This window comes from Blastomonas natatoria, assembly GCF_003201955.1.
GTDB lineage: Bacteria > Pseudomonadota > Alphaproteobacteria > Sphingomonadales > Sphingomonadaceae > Blastomonas > Blastomonas natatoria.
This window is the reverse complement of record NZ_QJJM01000019.1, coordinates 17,480-37,797: the sequence shown is the minus strand read 5'-3', so window position 1 is coordinate 37,797 and position 20,318 is coordinate 17,480. Positions and strand designations below refer to the sequence as shown.

Annotated in this window: 16 protein-coding genes, 5 pseudogenes and 1 other annotated feature; of the genes and pseudogenes, 5 read left to right on the top strand and 16 right to left on the bottom strand. The window is 60.1% G+C overall.

Going from position 1 to position 20,318, the window contains the following annotated elements; genetic code table 11:
* Positions 1-56: 56 nt before the first annotated feature.
* The 4 genes and pseudogenes from C7451_RS17990 to C7451_RS17975 form a co-directional block, all read right to left on the bottom strand.
* Positions 57-424 (bottom strand): annotated as a pseudogene (locus C7451_RS17990) (SCO family protein).
* Between the two features lie 127 nt (positions 425-551).
* The gene (locus tag C7451_RS17985; RefSeq protein WP_110300269.1) at positions 552-1,256 is read right to left on the bottom strand and encodes a DsbA family protein; all 705 of its coding nucleotides are present in this window, start codon (positions 1,254-1,256) and stop codon (positions 552-554) included.
* Positions 1,253-1,651, bottom strand: coding sequence for a disulfide bond formation protein B (locus C7451_RS17980; RefSeq protein WP_110300268.1), 399 nt, complete (start codon positions 1,649-1,651; stop codon positions 1,253-1,255). Before C7451_RS17980 ends, C7451_RS17985 begins: the two co-directional genes overlap by 4 nt.
* A gap of 51 nt (positions 1,652-1,702) precedes the next feature.
* Positions 1,703-2,551 carry a cation efflux transmembrane domain-containing protein gene (locus C7451_RS17975; protein WP_244182026.1) on the bottom strand — a complete coding sequence of 283 codons (849 nt, stop codon included), beginning with the start codon at positions 2,549-2,551 and terminating at the stop codon, positions 1,703-1,705.
* A gap of 75 nt (positions 2,552-2,626) precedes the next feature.
* Between C7451_RS17975 and C7451_RS17970 the strand changes: the two genes are divergently transcribed.
* Positions 2,627-3,046 (top strand): MerR family transcriptional regulator, encoded by a 420-nt coding sequence (locus C7451_RS17970; protein WP_110300267.1) that lies wholly within the window; start codon positions 2,627-2,629, stop codon positions 3,044-3,046.
* A gap of 651 nt (positions 3,047-3,697) precedes the next feature.
* Here C7451_RS17970 and C7451_RS17955 read toward each other — a convergent pair.
* The 9 genes and pseudogenes from C7451_RS17955 to C7451_RS20325 form a co-directional block, all read right to left on the bottom strand.
* Entirely contained in the window at positions 3,698-4,846 is a 1,149-nt protein-coding gene (locus C7451_RS17955) for an IS3 family transposase (protein WP_244182025.1), read from the bottom strand.
* 293 nt (positions 4,847-5,139) lie between these two features.
* Positions 5,140-7,383: a TonB-dependent receptor family protein gene (locus tag C7451_RS17950; protein WP_110300264.1), complete on the bottom strand. Its 2,244-nt coding sequence runs from the start codon at positions 7,381-7,383 to the stop codon at positions 5,140-5,142.
* Between the two features lie 496 nt (positions 7,384-7,879).
* Positions 7,880-8,219, bottom strand: a pseudogene (locus C7451_RS17945) (integrase core domain-containing protein); the annotation flags it as partial.
* 241 nt (positions 8,220-8,460) lie between these two features.
* A pseudogene (locus C7451_RS20525) lies at positions 8,461-8,697 on the bottom strand (transposase); the annotation flags it as partial.
* A 94-nt stretch (positions 8,698-8,791) separates the two neighbouring features.
* Positions 8,792-9,283, bottom strand: coding sequence for an IS110 family transposase (locus tag C7451_RS17935; RefSeq protein ID WP_110300262.1), 492 nt, complete (start codon positions 9,281-9,283; stop codon positions 8,792-8,794).
* A 70-nt stretch (positions 9,284-9,353) separates the two neighbouring features.
* Positions 9,354-9,566: pseudogene (locus C7451_RS20330) on the bottom strand (IS3 family transposase); the annotation flags it as partial.
* 276 nt (positions 9,567-9,842) lie between these two features.
* Positions 9,843-10,241, bottom strand: coding sequence for a hypothetical protein (locus tag C7451_RS17930; RefSeq protein ID WP_110300261.1), 399 nt, complete (start codon positions 10,239-10,241; stop codon positions 9,843-9,845).
* A gap of 58 nt (positions 10,242-10,299) precedes the next feature.
* Positions 10,300-11,361 (bottom strand): annotated as a pseudogene (locus C7451_RS17925) (hypothetical protein); the annotation flags it as partial.
* Positions 11,123-11,239: a sequence feature (AL1L pseudoknot), on the bottom strand. (Overlaps the previous pseudogene by 117 nt.)
* Before the next feature lie 126 nt (positions 11,362-11,487).
* Positions 11,488-13,110 (bottom strand): strawberry notch C-terminal domain-containing protein, encoded by a 1,623-nt coding sequence (locus C7451_RS20325; RefSeq protein WP_244182024.1) that lies wholly within the window; start codon positions 13,108-13,110, stop codon positions 11,488-11,490.
* Between C7451_RS20325 and C7451_RS20320 the strand changes: the two genes are divergently transcribed.
* On the top strand, positions 13,099-13,497 hold the full coding sequence (locus C7451_RS20320; protein WP_244182023.1) for a hypothetical protein: 399 nt from the start codon (positions 13,099-13,101) through the stop codon (positions 13,495-13,497). The two genes, C7451_RS20325 and C7451_RS20320, sit on opposite strands and share 12 nt — an antisense overlap.
* Here C7451_RS20320 and C7451_RS20315 read toward each other — a convergent pair.
* Both C7451_RS20315 and C7451_RS17910 read right to left on the bottom strand, forming a co-directional pair.
* Positions 13,419-14,789: a strawberry notch-like NTP hydrolase domain-containing protein gene (locus C7451_RS20315; RefSeq protein WP_110300260.1), complete on the bottom strand. Its 1,371-nt coding sequence runs from the start codon at positions 14,787-14,789 to the stop codon at positions 13,419-13,421. The genes C7451_RS20320 and C7451_RS20315 overlap by 79 nt on opposite strands.
* A gap of 114 nt (positions 14,790-14,903) precedes the next feature.
* A complete protein-coding gene (locus C7451_RS17910) occupies positions 14,904-15,224 on the bottom strand; it encodes a WGR domain-containing protein (protein WP_244182022.1) in 321 nt (106 codons plus the stop codon).
* Between the two features lie 659 nt (positions 15,225-15,883).
* Between C7451_RS17910 and C7451_RS17905 the strand changes: the two genes are divergently transcribed.
* From C7451_RS17905 to C7451_RS17895, 3 genes are all read left to right on the top strand, one after another.
* Entirely contained in the window at positions 15,884-16,963 is a 1,080-nt protein-coding gene (locus C7451_RS17905) for a replication initiation protein (RefSeq protein ID WP_110300271.1), read from the top strand.
* A 169-nt stretch (positions 16,964-17,132) separates the two neighbouring features.
* Positions 17,133-18,335, top strand: coding sequence for an AAA family ATPase (locus tag C7451_RS17900; RefSeq protein ID WP_058456845.1), 1,203 nt, complete (start codon positions 17,133-17,135; stop codon positions 18,333-18,335).
* Positions 18,336-18,382: 47 nt separating this feature from the next.
* A complete protein-coding gene (locus tag C7451_RS17895; RefSeq protein ID WP_110300259.1) occupies positions 18,383-19,402 on the top strand; it encodes a ParB/RepB/Spo0J family partition protein in 1,020 nt (339 codons plus the stop codon).
* Here C7451_RS17895 and C7451_RS17890 read toward each other — a convergent pair.
* Positions 19,362-20,306: a hypothetical protein gene (locus C7451_RS17890; protein WP_110300258.1), complete on the bottom strand. Its 945-nt coding sequence runs from the start codon at positions 20,304-20,306 to the stop codon at positions 19,362-19,364. The two genes, C7451_RS17895 and C7451_RS17890, sit on opposite strands and share 41 nt — an antisense overlap.
* Positions 20,307-20,318 lie beyond the last annotated feature (12 nt).

Sequence of the window (20,318 nt, the reverse complement as noted above, 5' to 3'; positions counted from 1 at the left end):
GACCGAGACGCTCGCCAAGCTTGCCGATGGTCATCCCGCAAACAGCGTCGGCGACCTCATGCCTTGGATCGACGTGGGCTGAAAACACCGCTTACGGTGAGACCGATTAGCCGCGGATGGAAGTTACCTACGAACTGCTTCAAAACCTCGGGCGTGTCACGCTCCGGATCGATGGTCACCATGATCGGCTGGATGCGTGCCGCGCGCGCTGGATCGCGCTGCTCGAACAGCCGCAGAGCCTTACTCATCTTCTGGACATCGGTGGGGCAGATGTCGGGCAGAAGGTGAAGCCTAAATACTTGAGCCGGTAGCGGCCTCGGAAGCTGTCGCTAGTTACCACCCGCCCTTCCTGATCGGTCAACCTGAATGGCCCGCCGACCACCTCTCTTTCAAGAGCGCCAATTGGGGCCGGCAGGGGCCCCATCGGACTACAGCCAATCGTCAGAGCTGCCGCCGCGGCCAGGACAAGAACAAGCGCGAGGGCCGCAATGCCCAATGTCATTCGGCGGCTCATCGCCCGAACCCGTTGAACACGGCGCAGGTGATCGCGATCATCGGCGGCGGGCTTCCACTTCAGCGCGGATCAGCGCCTCAAGCTGCGGCAGCCCGAACTCGATCAATGGCGTGCCGTTGACGAAGTAGGTAGGCGTTCCCTTGACGCCGAGGGCTTGGCCGTCCGCGATATCCTGCTGCATGTTCGCCGTCACCGCAGGGGCGTTCAGCGCGGCCCTGGCGCGCTCGACGTTCAGCCCGGCCGCAGCTGCGGCTGACCACGCGCTCTCCATGTTGCCATCGTGCCATTGCGGCTGCTGGGCGAGCACGGCCTCAAGCACCGGAACATACAGGTTCTGCGGGCGCGCCGCTTCGAGAATGCGCACAGCCTCTTCAGACCCCGGGTGGTTCGGTGCGTAGCGCACGACCAACCGCACCTCGTTCGGATAGCGTGCCATGATCTGCTTCACTTCGGGGTAGAAGGCGCGACAGGCTTCGCAGGACGGATCGAAGAACTCGACGATCGTAACCGGCGCGTTGCGGGGGCCAATCACAGGGGAATGGGCGCGCACGAGCGTTTCGCTCGGCAGGCCCTGAGCCTTCAGGCCCGAGGTTGCGGCGGAAGCACCGGGCGCGGTGGCATTCCCCGCAACCACATTCGAGGCCCCGACGTTCCCGACGGAGCCATTGAAGAGAAAGATGCCAGCCACGAAGGCCGCTGCGCCAAGGGTGAGAGTCATCGGGACCAGAACCTTCCTGTTCATAAGTTAGCGCTCCTGCGAGAGAGGATAAGGAGGACAGCGACGGCGGTGAAAGCACCGAGCGAGACGAGAGGGAGAGGCACAGCCCCGAAAATGACTATATGGGCGCTCGAGCACGAGGGACCGGCGCCACATGGCCGGACCGGTTCCGCGATCAGTCCCAGATAAAGCAGGCTATGATACAGCGCGATGGCCCATCCGAGACCCGCTAGTGGAAGCGCATAACGCCACACCCGCATGTCCGAAACATGAACCGCGACCGCGAGCACGATCGCCAGCGGAAACATGAAGGCGCGCTGAAACCAGCAAAGCACGCAAGGTGCCTGACCCATCACCTCCCCGACGAACAACGCGCCCAGGCTTGCGAGCAGGGCGACGACCCAGGCGGCCGCGAGCATCAGCCAGGCGTTTCGATCCGCGCGATGAACAGAAGTCACAATGCGCTCCGATCAATCCAAGGGCACCGCGGTTTGCGGGCGTCCCGACCTGAATTGCGGCCAGGCCTCGCGAAGCACGCGGATCGCCGGACGGAAGAACAGCAAGGCGATGATGCTTCCGACGACGATGTCCGGCCAGCTGGCGCGGAACGCATAGACACCGGTCGCCGCCACGAGCACCCCGGCGTTCGCGATGACGTCGTTGCGCGAACATTCGAACGTGCTCGACATGTTCACGTCGCGATTTCGGAAGCGGTAGAGAAGCGCGAGGCAGGTCAGATTGGCGACGAGCGCGATCAATCCGAAAATGCCCATCGTCTGCGCGACGGGAACGGTCCCACCTGCCAGTTTCAGGATGACCTCGACGAACACCCAGACCCCGAAGACGGCTATGATCCCGCCTTTCGCGACCGCAGCGCCGGCTCTCCAGCGCAGGCTTCGATTGAGGGCGTAGAGGCTGAGAATATAGACAAGCGCGTCACCGAGCATGTCGACAGAATCGGCCATCAGAGCGGTGGATCGGGCAAGAATGCCCGCAGTAAACTCGGCGAAGAACATGGCGAGGTTGATCGCGAGCACGATCTGCAAGTTCCGCTTCACGTCGGCATGCGCTCCAAGCGCGGCGATCTCCTGCTCCTTGGCGGAGCAGCAATCGTCTCCTGCGGCATGTCCGGAGGCATCAACTGCGGATTTTGTTACCGGCCACTCGACTTCAGGACGTGCTCCACTGCCGGAGCAGCAATCGCCTTGTGCGCCTAGCGAGAGAGCGAACGAAGAAGGGGCGATTGGCGCCAGCTCCCCAGCCATGTCCGGAGTGGGCTGACTTTGGTGGTCAGCGACACCAGGGCAGCATTCCTTCATCGTCGATCCAATCTGATTGGCAGCGAGGCAGAAATCCCCTATAGGACCTACAGTAGCTATAGGTTCAAGAGGAATATGCGCGACAGTTTTTCCATCGGCGAACTCGGGCGCCAGACTGGCTGCCGTGTCGTGACGATCCGTTATTATGAGGGCATCGGCATGTTGCCTGAGCCAGCACGAACGGCCGGCGGGCACCGCGTCTACGGACATCCGCATCTTGACCGACTGGCGTTCATTCGAAAGGGGCGCGAGCTCGGCTTCTCCCTGGATTCCATTCGCAACCTTTTGATGCTTTCCGAACGTCGGCAGGACGCTTCCTGCGCCGAAGTCGACAAAATCGCGATATCGCACCTGACCGAAGTGCGCGGCAAGATTGCCGACCTGAAGGTGCTCGAGACGGTTCTGGTCGACGCACTTGAAGGTTGCGGCCGGACGAGCGTCGAAGACTGTCGGGTGCTTGACGCACTGCGCGGAGGCGCTGGGGATCGGGGCTGATCCGTTCGCTTATTGGCGCGCTAGCCGACAATGTCGCGACTGTGGTGGGGCACTCAGCCGCTGCTCATTGGTGGTCGTCGTTGCGAAATTTAGCCGCGCCCTTGGGCCCATCGTCTCTTTGTACAGATAGTTCAGCTCGGCGCCGATCGCCACCACGATGTAGTCGAACTCCGGGCTCCCTTTCTCGGGGGCGATCCTGACCTTACAAGGGACCAACTGCGACGCTCTATGGCGGAAGCCTCGGCACGCCGCCCGGGCGGGGTCCATAAAACTCGAACATCTCGGCTGTTCGGTCGTCGAGCCTAATCAGCCACCCTCGGCCTATGTCACGCTGAAGGTCAGGATTTGAAGATGGCTGGCTTTCTTGCGCTCACTACACCGAGCACCGCAACCAGAGCACGATGACTCAGCGTTGCTGCTTTATTGCATGCATTGCTTCGCGAGGGTCAATATCGCGCTGGTCGGGCTGGTGGCCGTGACGGTCCTTGTCATCGCCGAAATAATTTTCGTCTGGCGCTGGCTCGACGTTATTCTTCACAACGTATGGCGGATTGCTGGCGGTAGAACTGGGTCTGGTCGGGGTGATGCTGCTGTGTACGGCGCGCAATTCAATGATAGCTCGTGGTCTGAGCCCCAACGTTCCTCCACCTATCAGTAGAGCCGGTTGCCCGATTGATGTGCATCCGCGGGCGTGGTGACAACCGGACTGGCTGCCATCTCGCCTGGGGTCATGTTGCCCGGGCCCGAATGGGGCCGGTGATAGTTGTAATCGTGCCGCCAGGCCGTAAGCACTGACTCGGCCTGTGGCAGGCTGGTGAAAATGGTCTTGTTGAGACATTCGTCGCGCACACGGGCATTGAAGCTCTCGATGAACCCGTTCTGTTGGGGCTTGCCCCGCGCGATATGGTGCCACTCGACGTTGCGTTCCTTGGACCAGCGCAGGATCGCCATACTGGTCAGCTTGGTGCCCCCTTCGACTTCGCTCAGGACAGGATTGTCGCTGACAATCATCGCCGGACGCGCTCTCTCGGCAATCGCCCAGTCCAACTCCCGCGCAACCCGAAGGCCCGAGATCGAGGTGTCGGCGATAAGCCGGACACACTCGCGGGTGAAGTCATCGACCACCGCAAAAATGCGAAACCGGCGCCCACAAGCGAAGGCATCCGACACGAAGTCGAGCGACCAGCGCTGGTTGCCGCCTTGTGGGATCGTCATCGGTGCCCGTGTGCCAAGCGCCCGTTTGCGACCGCCGCGCCTGCGCACCTGCAGCCGTTCCTCCCGATACAATGGGCGAAACTTCTTGTGGTTGATCATGCTGCCCTCGCGTCCCAGCAGCCAATGCAGGCGGCGATAGCCAAACCGGCGACGCTCCGCCGCAAGGCCACGCATCCGTTCCCGGATCGCCCCATCATCGCCTCGCCGGCTGCGATACCGAACCATCGTCCGGTCCACGCCCAGCACATTACTCGCCCGCCGCTGGCTCACCTCGAATACCTGTTCGAGGTGAGCCACTGCTTCTCGCCTGGCAAATGGGACTACCTTTTTTACGGTGATCTCCTTAAGCATCGCGTTATCCAGCATTGCCTCCACCAGTAGCTTCTTCAGCTTGGCGATCTCGTCTTCTAACTGCTGCAGGCGCTTGGCCTTAGATACCTCCAAGCCTCCGACCTTGGCGTTCCACTTGTAGCGGGTCGCGCTGCTGACCCTGAGCCGCCGGCAGACATCCGCTGTTGGCACAACAGCCGCCTGCTCCTTCAATATCAGGATGAGCTGCTCTTCGCTGAACATGCTGCGTTTCATCCTGTCGACTCGTTCCAGAGGGCCGGATTTTACTCAAATCTGAAGGAAAATGTGGGGATCAGACCACGAGCATGATCGCGGGCGAGTTTACCTTTGAATTTCGTCGAGATGAATTTCACCCATAGCGTCAACGACCATTCACACGCAGACTTTGATGCCCTCCAACCCGCTGAAAACCTTGGCTCAATAGGAGGTTTCAAATTGACCCGTTTTTACCTCTGGCGAACGAGCGTTCGCACGAGAGACGTGCAATGGTAACGCTGCGTGTGCTCACCCGCGTCCTATTCTCGTGCTCACATGCGAAGCGACACGCCAAGACGCACCGTGCGCGGAACGCCCGGCAAAATGCCGCGCGAACGATCGACGATTGTCAATCGGTCGAAAACGTTGTGCGCGCTTGCAAAAATCTCCCACTTGCCCTTAGGAGGGCCATAGCTGAGCGCGAGGTTTGCCGTGGTCCAGCCGGGTATGCGTCCGCGCTGGCCGTCGGGCGTCACGGGCAGCAGATTAACGTCATCGGCGAACATTGCAGATTGGCCAACGACCTCGATCTGGCCTGTAAAGCCCTGACGGGCAATGCCGACCGCTGCGCTCAACAGGACTCGAGGACTATAGGGAAGCCGGTTGCCCTCCACGTTACGGGCGATCCCACACGCCACAGGTCCGCTGCCTGTCGCCACCATCGTTCCCACCGCCCCGCCGTCAAGGCACGGTGCCGTGGCGATACGGGTCGATGCATAGCGCGCTGTCGGCACCCAGGTCGCAGCCATACGAGCAAAGAAATCAGTCTCGCTGGTCAGTCCCGCATCCGAACTCGACGCTTTTAACGAGAACTCGCCACCGCGATGCAACGTGCGGCCTGCCGACGTCAACGTGGCCCCGGTTCCCCCGGCGACAGATTGAGGCACAATCTGATTTTCAAAGTCCATCACGAAGAAGGTTGCGTCCGCGTACAGTCCACGAACCAGCGTCCCGCGCATGCCTAGTTCCCAGTTCCAGCTCAACTCTGCATCGAGATCGACAGAACCACCGGCGCTTGTGATGACATCTTCCACCCGCGGTGGCGCGAAACCGCGATGGATGCCGCCGTAAGCAATGATGCCATCGGCAAGATCGAATGTCGCCCCGATCCCCGGGATGATTTTTTGTAATTTGCTTGTGCCGGCGGTCTCGGCCGTCAGCCCACCCGACGGCCTACCACCGATCAGAACGTCGACTGGCAGGTTGCGGCGACGAAAATCGATTGCTTCAACCCTCGCGCCCGGGATGATCGCAAGCCTCCCGAACTCAAATGTGGACTGCACGAATCCCGACCATGCCGACGCATTGCGAAGCTGATTTTCGCGCAGGCCGCCATTGACGCTACTCCCAGCCACCCGGGATGCGGCCGCGTCGCCGTTGACCTGGCGACGGCGCTGTCGTTCGTCATGGTACCGGATGCCGATTTCGGTTTGTCCGCCAAAGCCAAGCCCCAACCCGTCGCGATGCCCCAGCGTGATTCGCGTTTCGACACCCCAGGTATCGTAGTTTCGAAGCCTTCCCTCGTTGCCGCACACGGTCAACAGGTTGGCCATGCCGCCACATAGCGGATCCGAAGCATCGGAGGGGCGCTGGGTGGAGTTCGAGGACTGTCGCCACCAGTCGCGGTCAAACCGTTGCCAATAAGCCACCGTCCGCAGGCTGATACCATTGGCGAGTGTCCAGCCATGGGCCGCCGAAAGGCCATAGCGATCGGCAGAAAATGTGTCGCTGCCGCGCGGGAACGGGTTGCCGCGTGGCGCAGCCGCGAATTCTGCACGCGTGACCCCTGAATAGGTGATGTCCGACCGCTCACGGAACCAGCTTGCCTTCAAAACTAGCTGCTGATCTGACGACAAATCCCATTCGCCCTTGGCGAACAGGTCGGTGAACCGGAGCAACTGATTGTCCCTGCTCCCCGCAGCCTGACGATGATCAGCGGTGAGGAAGGCGCGTCCGCCCATTACCGGCCCACCGATCTGCGCGTCTGCGGCGAGTCCGTTCCGGTTGCCACCCTGCAACGACAGCTTGCCCTCAACCGTCTCCGGGGCTCGCGGTGTGATGTAGTTGATAACACCGCCAATGGTCTGCGGACCGAACCGCACCTGCGAAGCGCCCTTCAATACTTCGATGCGATCAAACCGGCTCAGCGGCGGATGATAATAACTGGCGTTGTCGCCATATGGTGCGAAAGCCAGTGGGATCCCGTCTTCGAGCAACAGAACCTTGGTAGACCGCGTCGGGTTCAATCCCCTGATCCCGATGTTGGGCCGCGCCCCCGTCCCCTCCTCGTCACGCGGAAAGACACCGGCCACTTGGCGCAACGCATCGTTTACCGTCAGGACGCGGCTCCGATCTAGATCCTCGCGCGTGACAATCGAACCTGAACCCGCGATTTCTAGCAGGCTCTCATCGTTTCCGATCACAATGATTTCCGGTGTCTTACTGTCGGCGACATTGTCGACAGCGACATTTTGGGCGAGCACCGGAGACGAGATCGTCACAGCGATTGCAGCCATAGGCCCAACATTTATAAAACCAGGCAACGTACGTCTCCGACATATCTAATAGTGGTTCTCATTAGCGATTAAACTGTCTTTTTAATATTAGCAAACTGTTTCGCCGGGATTGTGGGCCAAAGGCCCGTGAGTGCCCTCAGGTACCGCTTGGCTCTGCCCTGCGAGCCGGTCGCGCCGGCGGCCGACTTGACACCGGCCCCGCCCCAGACGTCGCGAGCAATGCTGCATGTCATTGCGGACCGATCGCCAGAGGCGGTACTGAGTACGCGCGAGGGCTCGGGATTAAAACCCGCCGAGAAGGCTTGCGGCAGGCCTGTCCGTTACTGCCTCATCGCGCCAAAGGAGGAGCCTAAGCGTTGGGTACCGCACGCTCACTCAATTCGCCAGATAGCCATAGCCAGTGCATCGCTGACCAGTCGCGCCGTGATCGCATCGCTCATCGACCAGCCGACCATGCGGCGTAATACCAGTGACGTGCTCCCCTGATTGTTATCAGTCAGAGGTAGAGTCTCGCTCCTTCATGATGATTGTTTGATGGGATGGCAAACGTGTCTGGGGGCATGCCCCCAGGCATGTTTGTCGGCGATCTCGGCGGGCGTCTTCCCGCCTAGTTTCGAGTGTGGCCTGATGGTGTTGTAATCGTGCCGCCAAGCGGCCAGCATGTACCGAGTGTGGGCCAGCGAGGTGAACAGGGTCTCGTTCAGGCATTCGTCCCGCAGGCGGCCGTTGATGCTATCGACGAAGCTGTTCTGCATCGGCTTGCCCGGCACGATGTAGTGGCGCTCGACCCGCCGCTCCTGCGACCAGCGCAGTATGGCCGGCGAGGTCAGCTCAGTTGTCTCATTGATTTTGGCATTTTTCTTCCTTCTTCTCGTTCGCCAATGGTTGTCTTCGGGGTCATCGGGCAGCGGAAGAAGCACTGTGTCCGAGCCTTCATGATCGCGGACGAGCGGAGTAGGTGGACTTCTCTGAGTCCCATACGAGGTTTGACCCTCTACTTAGCTGACGAGATCGTCCGGGGCATGGCTGATCGGAATGAGGGACGCCGGGATCAGGCCCAACGAAACTCAGTCTCGTTCAACCAAAGCGTATGGAGTAATGCAGGAGCTTTGGTGTAACGAACGTTCCAGCACGCTTTGCGCCTTTAGCTCCGGCCATTTTCCCTCCCCAAAGCTGAAGGGCGAATGGCCGTTTCAACTGGAACAACGCGGAGTTGGCGGCTTCATAAAGCGCCTTACGCAACATAGGGTCTCCTGCCGTGGAGATGTGGCTATTGATGTCGCGTTCTCCAGACTGACTACGTCGGGGTACGAACCCTGCGTCGGCGCCGACATCACAAAACGGTGCGGATCTTCGATGGTCGAGGTAAAAGTGAGCGCGGTAATCGGTCCGACGCCAGGGACGCTCATCAGCCGGTGCAGACGTCATCTGTCTTTGTCCGGTCATTCAACAGACGATTGGATTCACGCAGCTGGTTGGCCATCGACGTCCGCGCTGTGATCAGCTGCGACCGGATGCGCAGAGCTGCCCTGTCGATGTGAGTGGCTAATGCCTTCATGTGGACGCGTTTATACCAGCCAGTGCGTGCCAGCTGCGCGACTCCTTCTGCATCGTGGCCGTCGCTTTTGTTGACCCGCGCGGAAAGAACACCCTTGGCGTGCCGCGCACAGATGCACTCAACCTTGACGCCGCGTTCGATCAATCCGTGGTATAGAAATGTCGATAATGTACCCGTCTCGAGCACCACGCGCGCGAGATCCAGGTAATGCCGGTTGAGCCACCTTGCCAGGACATCGGGATCGCTGACGACAACATCTCGCCGCACAGCTCTACCTTCGACATCGACCACGCAAATGTGCTTTGTCTTGTCACTCACGTCCAATCCTGCATCAATCGACATCGGTCATCCTCTTGCATTGAAGCGCCGAAGCGACTTCGTACCATGCACGAGGGTAGCTAGATCAACTACGCTGTGGCCCATTGTCGCTGACCACCGTGCGTAGCTTGCCGTGTATGCCGGTCAAGCTGGTCAGTTCCCGTGCCACCCTTCCGCCCGACAGCGACGTATCAGCCACCAGCGCCAGCCACTCGCGCGTGATGTCATCGACCACGCACCGGATACGGAAGCGCCGACCGCAGATCAGGCTGTCAGAGGCGAAGTCAAGCGACCAACGCTGGTTCGGGACCGTCCAGCAGCACCATCGGCCTGCGCGTCCGCGGCAGCCCGCTGTCCGGCCGCCACCGGAGTCCCAAGGCGCTGCCGCGCTATCCCGATCCTCGCACAACCCAAGTATCATGGCCTCGCGCGTAGCATCGATCCAGGATGCGAGTCGTTCGTCGCGGCCTGAAAGCTGCTCAATGGGCGGGGCGGGCGGGCAGCCCGTGTGCAAGATGGCTACAATCCGGCAGTAGTTTGTCGAACGCTGCCTTATGCGGACTCGCCCGCAGCACGACAGTGCCTAGTGGCGGCGCCCATGCCCGCCGCGATAACCACCGAAGTGACTGCCGCGATGCGAACCAAACCCGAACCCGATACCGACCGACCCAAAATACGGTCGACCATAACCTCGACCGTATGCGCCATAACCACCATATCCGACGGCGTAGCCCGAGCGCGAATCGCTTACGGCGATGACGCAGAGGCGCGGCGAGGCAGCGGGAGTTGCCGGGGTGCTTGGAGCGGGGATCGGCGCCGCCGGATCGTCTAAGACGATAGGCTCGGCGATTACCGCACCCGGTGTATTGCAGGGAACCTTGTAATAGGCAAGGCGCGCAGGTGTGGGCGTCGTCGCGCAACCGCCCAGAAGGGCGACCGGCGCCGCGACCACAGCTACCAGCTTCAGGAAACGCATTGTCATCGTCTCTCTCCCGCCCAGATCTAGGCCACCGCCAATCGCTACCACCGAATAAGCTTTAAACATACTGAATAAAGGTGATTGAACCGCGCCGGGTCTGCCGGAGGCGTTGGGTTGTGAGGCACGCTGCCATATCGATGTTGTCTGCGGCAGCATAATATTGATCTTCGGCTTCGGCAGGCCGCATGTTGCCGATGGGCTCCAGCAGCCGGCGATGGTTGAACCAATCGACCCATTCGAGGGTCGCGTATTCCACCGCTTCGAAGGGTCGCCAGGGTCCACGACGATGGATGACCTCGGCTTTGTAAAGGCCGTTGATCGTCTCGGCTAAAGCGTTGTTGTAGCTGTCGCCGACGCTGCCAACTGAGGGCTCGATCCCGGCCTCGGCGAGGCGTTCGGTGTATTTGATGGACACGTATTGCGATCCGCGGTCGCTATGATGGATGAGGCCGCCCCGATGGGTCGGCCGGCGATCGTGAAGCGCCTGTTCCAGCGCATCGAGGACGAAGCTGGCATGCGCCGTCCTGCTGGCCCGCCAGCCGACGATCCGCCGAGCATAGGTATCGATGACGAAGGCGACGTAGACGAACCCCGCCCAGGTCGCGACATAAGTGAAGTCAGACACCCACACCATGTTCGGCGCTGGCGCGTAGAACTGGCGGTTGACGTGATCGAGCGGGCAAGGCGCCGCCTTGTCGCTGATCACGGTGCGCACCGGCTTGCCCCGGATCACGCCTGCCAGGCCCATCTCGCGCATCAGTCGCGCGACCGTACAGCGGGCGACGGGCACGCCCTCCCGTATCATCTGCCGCCAGACCTTGCCGCGACCGCGCCGAGAAGCGTGTCGGATCCTGTCGCTGCGCGACCCGCTCGTGGTAGGTGGATGGGGCGATCGGCAGGACGCGGCAGATCGGCTCGACCCCATAGGCATCGCGCTGATCGTCAATGAACGCGATCATCGCCGGAACGGGCGGTGGAGCTCCGCCTGCGCAAAATGTGCTGACGCCTTGCGCAGAATCTCGTTGGCTTGTCCTAACTCGCGGACCTCGCGTTCCAGCGCCCTCACCTTGTCGGAAACTTCGGTCGGGACACCGGCGCGCTTCAAACCATCTGATTGGGTTTGAACCCTAAATCATTTAGGCGGTGTCCCACTTATCGTCATCCCATGCTGTGCTGATGGTGCATGCTAAGAAGAAGGTTGTGGGCCGTAAGGTCACAGCAAAAACTCGGCGTTGATGTTCCCAGCTACTCATTCTCGAAACAGCGCGCTGATCACCGACGGCGCTGCCATTGCCGGGATGAACGCTCGCGTGCGAAACGCGATGATCTCCGTGAAACAGCCGATGCTCTTGAGCCAGGGCAACTGCTCGGCGGGTGCGCCGACGATTTCGTAGCGCTGCTCGCCTGCCACGCGCGAGCATTTGATGGTCGCCTCGAACGGCTGCTTGATCGGGATCGACCGGCCTTCGCTAAGCGCCTTGATGATCGTATCCGGGGTTAGTTCAATGGTAGAGGCAATGTCGAATTTCTCGAGCAGTTTCGGCACATCGAGCTCGTGGACCATGCGGCCGAGCCAGCTTCCGCCCTCTTCGTCCACGATACGGCGGACCTCCAGATAGTCGATAGGCAAGCTCGACCAGATCGGCAGGAGAAGTCCGGTCGCAAGGTATACGGTCTCTGTCGTTAGCCGTTCGGCAAGCTCCGCAACCTCGCTTTGCCACAGCTTTTCGAAGGTTCGGCGGGGAGCGTCCTCCCAAGCCGATTCCGCAAGGTCATCGAAGTGGTGGTATTCCCGCCGCATGGGACGATGGAGAATAACCCGCCTGATCAGCTCACCTTGCTCGGTCATAAAGTGCCGCGAAGGTTCGGCCAAGGCCGCTTTCCCGCTCTTGGTGTTTTGGAGCAGAATGCAGCCGTCGGCGTAGTCGCGGCGCTCAAGGACACGCTCTAGCGAGATCGGCCGCGCTCTCGTCTTGAGAGCCAGCTGCAGCAAGTGTGACGTGGCGCCTGTTCGCCCGTCGGTCCGCAGGACCATGTCTTCGACAACCTCGGCATGTTCAACCCGCAGGGTTTCGACACCAACATCGAGCGAACCGGCCTCGCGCGCTGCTGACACCCGCGCTTCGACCAACCCCAGAAATTCCTCGAAGATCGCATTCTGCATTCCGATCGGCAGCGCGAGGATGCGGTTGAGCCAGCGCTGGATCGGCGGAAGGTCCTCTTCGAGAATGCCGTCTTCCGAGACAATCTTGAGCCCGCTACGGCGCTGGAAATCGATCAGCGTTGCGCTCTTCAGCTTGCCATCCGCCAGCAAGGCAAACCAGGTCGAGAGAGCCGCCTTGGCATATTCGCTTTCGAGATTGTCGGCAGGATCAGAGAGGTTCTGCCCGCCCGTCTGTCGTTGGCCTCGCGTCAGCGCCCCCAAGCTGTCGAGCCTGCGCGCAATGGTGCTTGTGAACCGTAGTTCCCCCTTACAGTTCGTGGTCACCGGGCGGAACAGCGGTGTGTTGGCTTGATGAGTCCGGTGCGTTCGGCCCAGCCCCTGGATGGCGCGGTCGGCTCGCCATCCAGGCTCAAGCAGGAAGTGGATGCGCCGCTTCTGGCAAGCTGCATCAAGGCTGGCGTGATAGGACCGTCCGGTGCCGCCCGCATCGCTAAAGACAAGGATGGGCTTCCTGCCATCCATGAACTGGTCTGTCTCGGACTGGTTCGTCCGCGGCGAGCGGGTCTCGAGACGCTGCTGGCCGTCGCTCTGGTTTATGAGCCGCTTGCTGCGCCCGGTCACCTCGGCGACCTTCTCCGGTCCATAGTGCTCGATGATCCCGTCCAGCGCTGGCTTGATCGGCGGCATGGCGCACAGATGCTCGATCATCTCGCTGCGGCGGGCGATCGCAGTCTGGTTGTGGACTGGACGGCCTTCCTCGTCGAACATCGGTGCCGAGCGCTGGGTGCCGGTATCATCGACGAATACCTGCATCTGTTGCGTGGGGAAGGCGCGCTCAAGGTACTCGATCACCGCGTCGAGCGGGCTGAGGTCGAGGTCGAGCTCGGCGCGCTCTTCTGGCGAGAGGCTGTCGAGACGGCGATCGAGGATGCTTTCGGCGGTCGAAACCAGTTGAACGACAACCACCTCATCGCGGTCCAGATGGAGATTGATGGCAGCGATCAGGGTGGGCAGCTTCATCGACAGCAGCAACTGGTTGAAGAACCGCTGCTTGGTGCTTTCAAACCTGCTTCGCGCTGCGGCTTCCCGGCATAGATGACAGTTTCGATCTGGGCCTCGGAGAGCAGGCTTTCTTGCAAGACCCGATCCTGCAGCGCCGGGACATAATCCGGAACAGGTGCCGGGATCGAGCCCATGGCCACACTTTCGACGAGCGGCGTCGGATGCTCGCGTGCACCAACAATGTCGACCCGGCTTGGCCGGTACGGGATGTAGACCCCGCTTTGCTCACCGAGAACGCGCGGCTTGTCCAAGGTACTGAACACCAGCGCTGCGATTTTGGGGGTTTGGGCCGGCCTCGCTTTGACGGGCTTTGTGATCGGCGTTGCCCGCATGGCTTTGAAGAGCGCACCCGGCTTTGCTTTCGGCGGCACCGCGCGCGGTTCGCAGTCGGGCTGGACTGTCACGCGTTTGATGATTGGAACCGCAGACGCGACGTCTGCAACTGTCTGCCGCGCCAAAACTGCAGGTTTGATCTGCCCCGGGATTTTGTCGATCACGTACAAGCGCACGGCCACGTTGGTGCCCTGCTTGTGATAGCATTTATCGAGCCGGATGGATGTGCGGACCGTGCAAGAGGCAAAGGTGTCTTCGTAGATTTTCGCAAGCTTTGCGCTCGTCGTGAACCAGTCCGGCATGATCGCGACGATCCGTCCCCCTTGCCTGAGGCGCGTTATGGCAGCGCGCAGGTGACGCACCGCTGCGAACTCGTCTGCCCCTCGTCCCATTGACCGGGAGAACGGCGGATTCATCAAGATGAGGCTTGGCTGCACAGCCGCGTCGAGATGCGAAGCCAGCATGGCTCCATCGATCCCCGTTGTGGTGGCCTGGGGGAACAGCAGTGCCAGCTTCTCACGCCTGCGCAGATCGATTTCGTTGAGATGCAATGCGCTGACATCGGGCAAAGTTGCCACAAGAGCGCCATGTCCGGCGCTCGGTTCAAGAACGATATCGGTTGCGAGCGGTTGCGCCAAAATCACGGCCAGGCTTGCGAGGTCTGCGGGCGTCGAGAATTGCTGGAACCTGATTTGGTTTTCACTTCTGACCGTATGTGTTGGCAGTGCCTCGATAAGCGCACTGATCTCCGAAATCTGGGTCAGCATCTGAGGTTTGTTCAGCAGTCGGCCCATGTGGCGCGTCAATGCCGCTTCGAGCAGGTCGAAAGCGTCCCTCTGGCTCCAGGCGCCATTTGCGGAGCCCTCCCCGTAGAGCTTGCGCATTGTCTCAAACAGGCGTTGCTTGTTCGCCATTCCGATGGCGATGGTGTGCTGGATTTCGGTGATTGCTGCGTCCAGCTTCTGGCTGGATTGTTCAAAAAGTTCGGTCACGGTCTGCTCCTGATGCTGAACCGCATCAGGTCCTCCCCCTCCCCCTTTGGCGAAGCTGAGGTGTTTTATGGAGAAGTGTTCAGCTCTGAAGAGCCGCCTACTTGTCGAGGGACGTCACTCGACTGCCTGGTAGCGAACACCAATCCGCTTGAATGCGCTTTCGCGCCGGATCCGGATCTGCTGTGCGATTGTGTCTGCCTGTCTTCTGTCCGGAAAGCTGGTGGTCACCCCCTGCCCTTTCGTACCAATTCGTCCCCAGCGCCGCTCAACGGTTGTCCAGCCAAACAGATCGGTCTCAACCCAGAGGTGATAGTCGCGCGCGACGTTGCGGGACGGGTCTACTGCTTGCCAATGCCACGACTGGTTCTTCGGCGTCTCCATATGAAACCGGTGGCAGAAGGCTGAGCATTCGGTCCAACTGGAAATCTGAATCACAGGAGCGTCTGTGATTCATTTAGGCGATTGACCACAGCCTCGTGTTTTAGAACGGGTGCATGGATGTTTTGTTGATCTGAGCCGAGAATGCTCCTCGCGACGTTTCGTAATCTCCAAAAACAATCATAAAAAAACGCCGCTGCTTGCAGCGGAAGGATTCATGATTCTAAAGATTCAGATTCGGAGCGTAAATTGGTAGTGAAATCAGTTGCCTACGCTGGTTTGCCTGACCAGTTGGGGGATTTTACCTGACTTGCCGGGGGCTTAACCCTGACTTGCCGGGGGAACTCACCTGACCTTCTGGGGCCTTCCTGACCTTTTGGGGGCAGCCGTCCATCTGTTGATGCGTCGCCCGCTTGGCCGGATTTTTGTGTCTCGCAGGCATCAAAATCAAGCGCGATTTTAAGCCCTGCTGGAGAACCAATCGACTCGCGGTTTCTTGGGCGATTCAGACCCGCGATGCGACCGACTCAATCCTGACCTCTTGGGGGCTGCGGCCATCTCTCGATCCTGACCTGACTTGACTGATGAGGTCAGGTCAGGCAGCAATCGGCATACCAAGAATCAAGCTTTGATCGCAATATGGCATGGAAACGGATGTTAGCCCAATAGCCGAGGCTCCTGAAGAGAAGCCCGAGGTAGGATCCCCTGGCCGTGCGATGCGGGTTGCTGCCGCATTGAAGGCAAAGGGCGGCGACGAGTTCGCCAAGCCAGGCAGCATCATCGAAATCAAGTTTGTCAAAGGCGAATCTCTCAGTCTGACAGCTTCGCGACTACTTGCTCTCATGATCCTCACAGCTGGGGGTGACGCCTGGGAGGATCGCCCTCACCGCATACGTAAGGCGGACATTCGGCGAGGCCACAAGGGCAATGAGCGGATTACCGACATGCTTCAGGAACTGCACCGAACGCTGTTTGCCGTCGATGATAAATCCTGGCGGGGAAAGAAGGCGACGCTCCTGTTCTCCCTGATCTCGCGGTCGAAGGAGGAGACAGATGAGGAGGGCGGCGAGACTGGATGGATCGAGTGGGAATTCACCCCTGATGCTCGCAAGCTCATCCAGGCATCCGAAACCTATGCTGTGCTCAATCGGCAGGCGGTACTTGGCTTTCGTTCGAACTACGCCTTGAAGCTGTATGAGCTGGGGGCACTTCGGCTTCATCGTCGACAAGCAACTTGGCGGGGAGACATGCAGGCGCTGCGCGCAGCATTGGGTATTCCACCAGATGTTTACACAGACTTCGCTCAACTTCGGCGCAAGGTTCTGGAGAAGGCGAAATCCGAAATTGACCAGCTTGCTCACTTCCGTGTTGAATGGCGGGAAATCAGGCAGGGTCGAACAGTCACGGAGATCGAGTTCCGGTTCGAGCCCAAAAGCGCGCCGGAGGTGCTTGAGACCGTCGACGAGCTTGATCGTCATTCAGCTGGACGCCAGGCGAGGCGTGATGGGGCTGTAGAGAGCGTTACAGTGGGGCAGGGGGCTATTCCGGCACCGCGTGGAGCAGTCTCAGCCAAGAAGCCATCCGAGGCGACATTTCCAGTGGGAACGCTGCGCTTTGGTCATGACGACCTCCTTGAGATTGGCCGCAGACATGGCGGTGGTTGGGACGTAGATCTGATCGCCAACGGCTTTCGCGAGCATATGGGTGAGCGTTTGGAGAAGCTTCGCGGTGCGAAATTGATCGCCGCCTGGAAAGGGTTTTGTGAGGGGTGGTTCAATCGCCGGGGCCGACCCTGAACGACAGAAATTGCACGCGTGCAATTTTCGAAGCCCCCACCGAGTCAGGATAGGGCGCGGCGGCCCAGATTTCTCACCGATAACGCGCTCCAACTTTCGAAATTCATGATTTTCTTGACCGAAAAGCGCAAGTCGGTGTAGCACATGCGGAATTGCGAAAGGAAGGCATGTGTCAAACGGACTTCAGATTGAAGAAGCCGAGCGGTTGGTCTCGGTCGCGACGCTGGCCAGTCGAACCTCCTCGGTACTCGAAAAGCTCCGGGATTCCGCGCGAAGCGCTAGGGCAGATGACCGGCGCGAGCCAACCTTTACAATCGGGAAAGCGGCCGAACTTGTGGGCCGTACGCCGGCTGCTATCCGTGATGCGGAAAAGGACGGCCGCCTGCCAGAGCCTGCGAGGACCGACAACAACAGGCGAGAGAGATATACGCTTGCCCAGCTGAACGACATGCGCGGCGTGTTTGGGACAAGACCCTATCGGGCTCCAAACGATCCCTGCTGTGTCGTGGCTGTTCAGAACTTCAAGGGAGGTGTTGGTAAGTCGACTTTGGCCGTTCATCTCGCTCAGTATCTGGCCATCAGAGGCTACCGTGTTGCGCTCGTCGATTGCGATAGCCAAGCCTCGGCGACGACCCTTTTTGGGTATGTGCCCGATCTCGACCTCACCGAAGATGATACCCTTTATCCGTTCCTTCGTGAGGGGGAGCGATCATCTCTGGACTACGCGCTCCGCAAGACTCACTTCGACGGTCTGGAGCTCATTCCCGCCAACCTTCGTTTGTTCAACTCCGAATACGAACTAGCCGCACGGATGGCGCAGGGGAACGGCGCGCTTCTTGACCGCCTGAAGGAGGGAATCGAGAGCATATCGGATCGGTTCGATGTCGTGGTGATGGATCCGCCGCCGGCCCTCGGGGCGATCTCGCTGTCCGTGCTGCGGGCCGCTAACGCATTGGTCGTGCCGGTTCCGCCGACTGTTATGGATTTCTCCTCGACGGCAGCATTTCTCTCGATGCTAGATGAAACGATTGAGCAGCTGGCAGACCGTGGCCTCGCTCCAGAGTTGAAGTTCCTCCGCTTTGTCGCGTCCAAGGTCGATGAAAACAAATCGATGCAGAAAGAGCTTTTGCAGCTGATGCGTACGCTATTCGGCCATGCGATGGTTCGCACGCCTCTCAAGGACTCGGCAGAGATTGATAATGCTACGGCGCGGCTGATGACAGTCTATGAGCTTGATGGCCCTGCCACGAGTTCGGCGGTTCGCAACCGCTGCCTGAACTATCTTGATGGCGTGAATTCGGAAATCGAAGTTGATATTCGATCGATGTGGCCCAGCCATCAGAAGCGCCTCCGTCAGGAGGCTTTGGTATGAGCCGCTGGAAAATTGCACGCGTGCAATTCTGCTAATGGGAGGCTTGCATGAGTAGGAAGAACAGTGGTTTTGCGGCCGATCTGGCGGCGGGTATTGACCTGACCGAGGATACTGCTGCCCCTCGTAGATCGAGCATTGCCTCAAACGTCCTTACGGGGCGCTCAAACCGTCTTGCTGACCTGGCCTCGGGAGCAATCGTCTCTCGCACACATGAGCTTGTTGACCCAGCAAAATGCCGTATGTGGGCAGGCCATAACCGCGACTACGCCCTGCTTAATGAGGAACGCTGCGCGGACCTCATTGAGAGTATCAAGGCTCAAGGGCGCCAGGAGATACCCGCGATCGTCCGTCGTCTGTCCGGAGATGACGGGTTTGAGTTTGAGGTTATTTGCGGCGCGCGCCGACACTGGTCGATCAGCTGGCTGCGCTCGCACAACTATCCAGACTTCAAGTTTCTCGTCGATGTACGCGAGATGGGCGATGAAGAGGCCTTCAGGCTCGCTGACATCGAAAACCGGGCGAGGGATGATCTTACCGATCTCGAACGCGCAAAAGACTATCTGCGCGCCCTGACGGCCTATTACGATGGTCGGCAGAAGACGATGGCAGAAAGGCTCAAAGTCTCCGAAAGCTGGCTAACGCGGTATCTCGATCTGGCACGGCTGCCAGATGGGCTAACCAGAGCATTTGCCAATCCGCAGGAGCTTGGCATTCGCAATGCGATTGCGCTCAAAGCGCTCCTCAAGCCTGATGATCGACGGGAGCGCGCTTTCCGTGAGGCGGAACGTCTTGCTGCAGAGCGCGAGCAGACTGGCAAGTCGATGTCTGTGATTGAGGTAATTAAGGCGCTTGCTCTCGCGGCAGACCCCCCCAAGAAGTCAGGATCCCCCAAGAAGTCAGGAAAGCCTGAAACCGTGGCCAGTGCCAGTGGGAAACCAGTGCTTCGGATCGATGGGGCTGACCGTAAGGGCGTCCGTGTCACGTTGCTGAATAAGGGCGGCGCGACACGGGAGGAAGCGGAAGAGGCTATTCGTGCCGTTCTAGATCAGCACTGGCCGGCAATATAGCGCCGTCGGTCTGCCGAAGGAGCGCCATACTTGCCTCCTGAAGCGAAGCTACCGATTGAGAAGCGGTGCGCTTCGTTACACCCAGTCCCCGAGCGAGCTCAGCTCGGGTAAGTGGGCCCAAGCTGACGATCATTCGCCAGGTTTGCGGAGCAGTCGAAGAGGCGTATAGCCCAGAAAGTACCTCGTCGGCCCGAACGACAGCCCTTCGCAGGAAGCGCAAATCTACCTCAGCCTTTTCGCTGGCTACCTGAAGCGCCGCGCGAAGCACAACGGGCAAGGGCTCTTCATGGAGTTCACGAAACACAGCCCGCGGCATGACCCCAGCAAGCGCCATTGGTGCCGACCCCAGCCCAAACAAGTGTGGCCGCATGGCGACCGCGAACGACGCAGCCCAGGCCGCCCCCCGGGGCGCCGAACGTGTGACCGCGAACCCACTGACCTGGACCATCTCGCTGCCGCCTTCAAGAAAGTCGATTTCCTCAGTTCGCAGTTCCGCCAGCCATTCAAGAAGGGCGCCCATCGGATCGCGGCTCGGCAGCAGCGCATCGAGCCGTTCGAGCGCGCGATCAGCAGGCCTGTATGTCTCGCTGAATCCTTCGGAGTGACTTTTGGCGGCCATGACCAGCTTGGCGGCATGGGCGAGGGGAGGGTGGCCTCGCCGGCTGATCCACGACAAGAACTGACGGCGTTCTTCGGAATACCACGAGCGCACAAGCTCGTCAGCCTCGAGCCCCGGATCGTGTTCAATTCCAAGATTATCAAACGGATAGTCGCGCACATGCACGCGCCAGAGGCGCCGGAGTGAGGCCAGCGCAAGGCATTCGGACAGCTCGGGCGAGATGAAGGGGAGGGCGCCTTCGATGCGGGCAAGCGTCAGTTGCCAGGGTGCTGGGGCAGATACCATCGGCCAGATAGT

What these genes read in the sequence shown, in the direction of transcription:
- C7451_RS17985 (WP_110300269.1), bottom strand. Translation starts at nt 1,256, where the DNA reads ATGAACAGGAAGGTTCTGGTCCCGATGACTCTCACCCTTGGCGCAGCG.
- C7451_RS17980 (WP_110300268.1), bottom strand. Translation starts at nt 1,651, where the DNA reads ATGCTCGCGGCCGCCTGGGTCGTCGCCCTGCTCGCAAGCCTGGGCGCG.
- C7451_RS17975 (WP_244182026.1), bottom strand. Translation starts at nt 2,551, where the DNA reads ATGAAGGAATGCTGCCCTGGTGTCGCTGACCACCAAAGTCAGCCCACT.
- C7451_RS17970 (WP_110300267.1), top strand. Translation starts at nt 2,627, where the DNA reads ATGCGCGACAGTTTTTCCATCGGCGAACTCGGGCGCCAGACTGGCTGC.
- C7451_RS17955 (WP_244182025.1), bottom strand. Translation starts at nt 4,846, where the DNA reads ATGAAACGCAGCATGTTCAGCGAAGAGCAGCTCATCCTGATATTGAAG.
- C7451_RS17950 (WP_110300264.1), bottom strand. Translation starts at nt 7,383, where the DNA reads ATGGCTGCAATCGCTGTGACGATCTCGTCTCCGGTGCTCGCCCAAAAT.
- C7451_RS17935 (WP_110300262.1), bottom strand. Translation starts at nt 9,283, where the DNA reads ATGTCGATTGATGCAGGATTGGACGTGAGTGACAAGACAAAGCACATT.
- C7451_RS17930 (WP_110300261.1), bottom strand. Translation starts at nt 10,241, where the DNA reads ATGACAATGCGTTTCCTGAAGCTGGTAGCTGTGGTCGCGGCGCCGGTC.
- C7451_RS20320 (WP_244182023.1), top strand. Translation starts at nt 13,099, where the DNA reads ATGCTCGATCATCTCGCTGCGGCGGGCGATCGCAGTCTGGTTGTGGAC.
- C7451_RS20325 (WP_244182024.1), bottom strand. Translation starts at nt 13,110, where the DNA reads ATGATCGAGCATCTGTGCGCCATGCCGCCGATCAAGCCAGCGCTGGAC.
- C7451_RS17905 (WP_110300271.1), top strand. Translation starts at nt 15,884, where the DNA reads ATGCGGGTTGCTGCCGCATTGAAGGCAAAGGGCGGCGACGAGTTCGCC.
- C7451_RS17895 (WP_110300259.1), top strand. Translation starts at nt 18,383, where the DNA reads ATGAGTAGGAAGAACAGTGGTTTTGCGGCCGATCTGGCGGCGGGTATT.
- C7451_RS17890 (WP_110300258.1), bottom strand. Translation starts at nt 20,306, where the DNA reads ATGGTATCTGCCCCAGCACCCTGGCAACTGACGCTTGCCCGCATCGAA.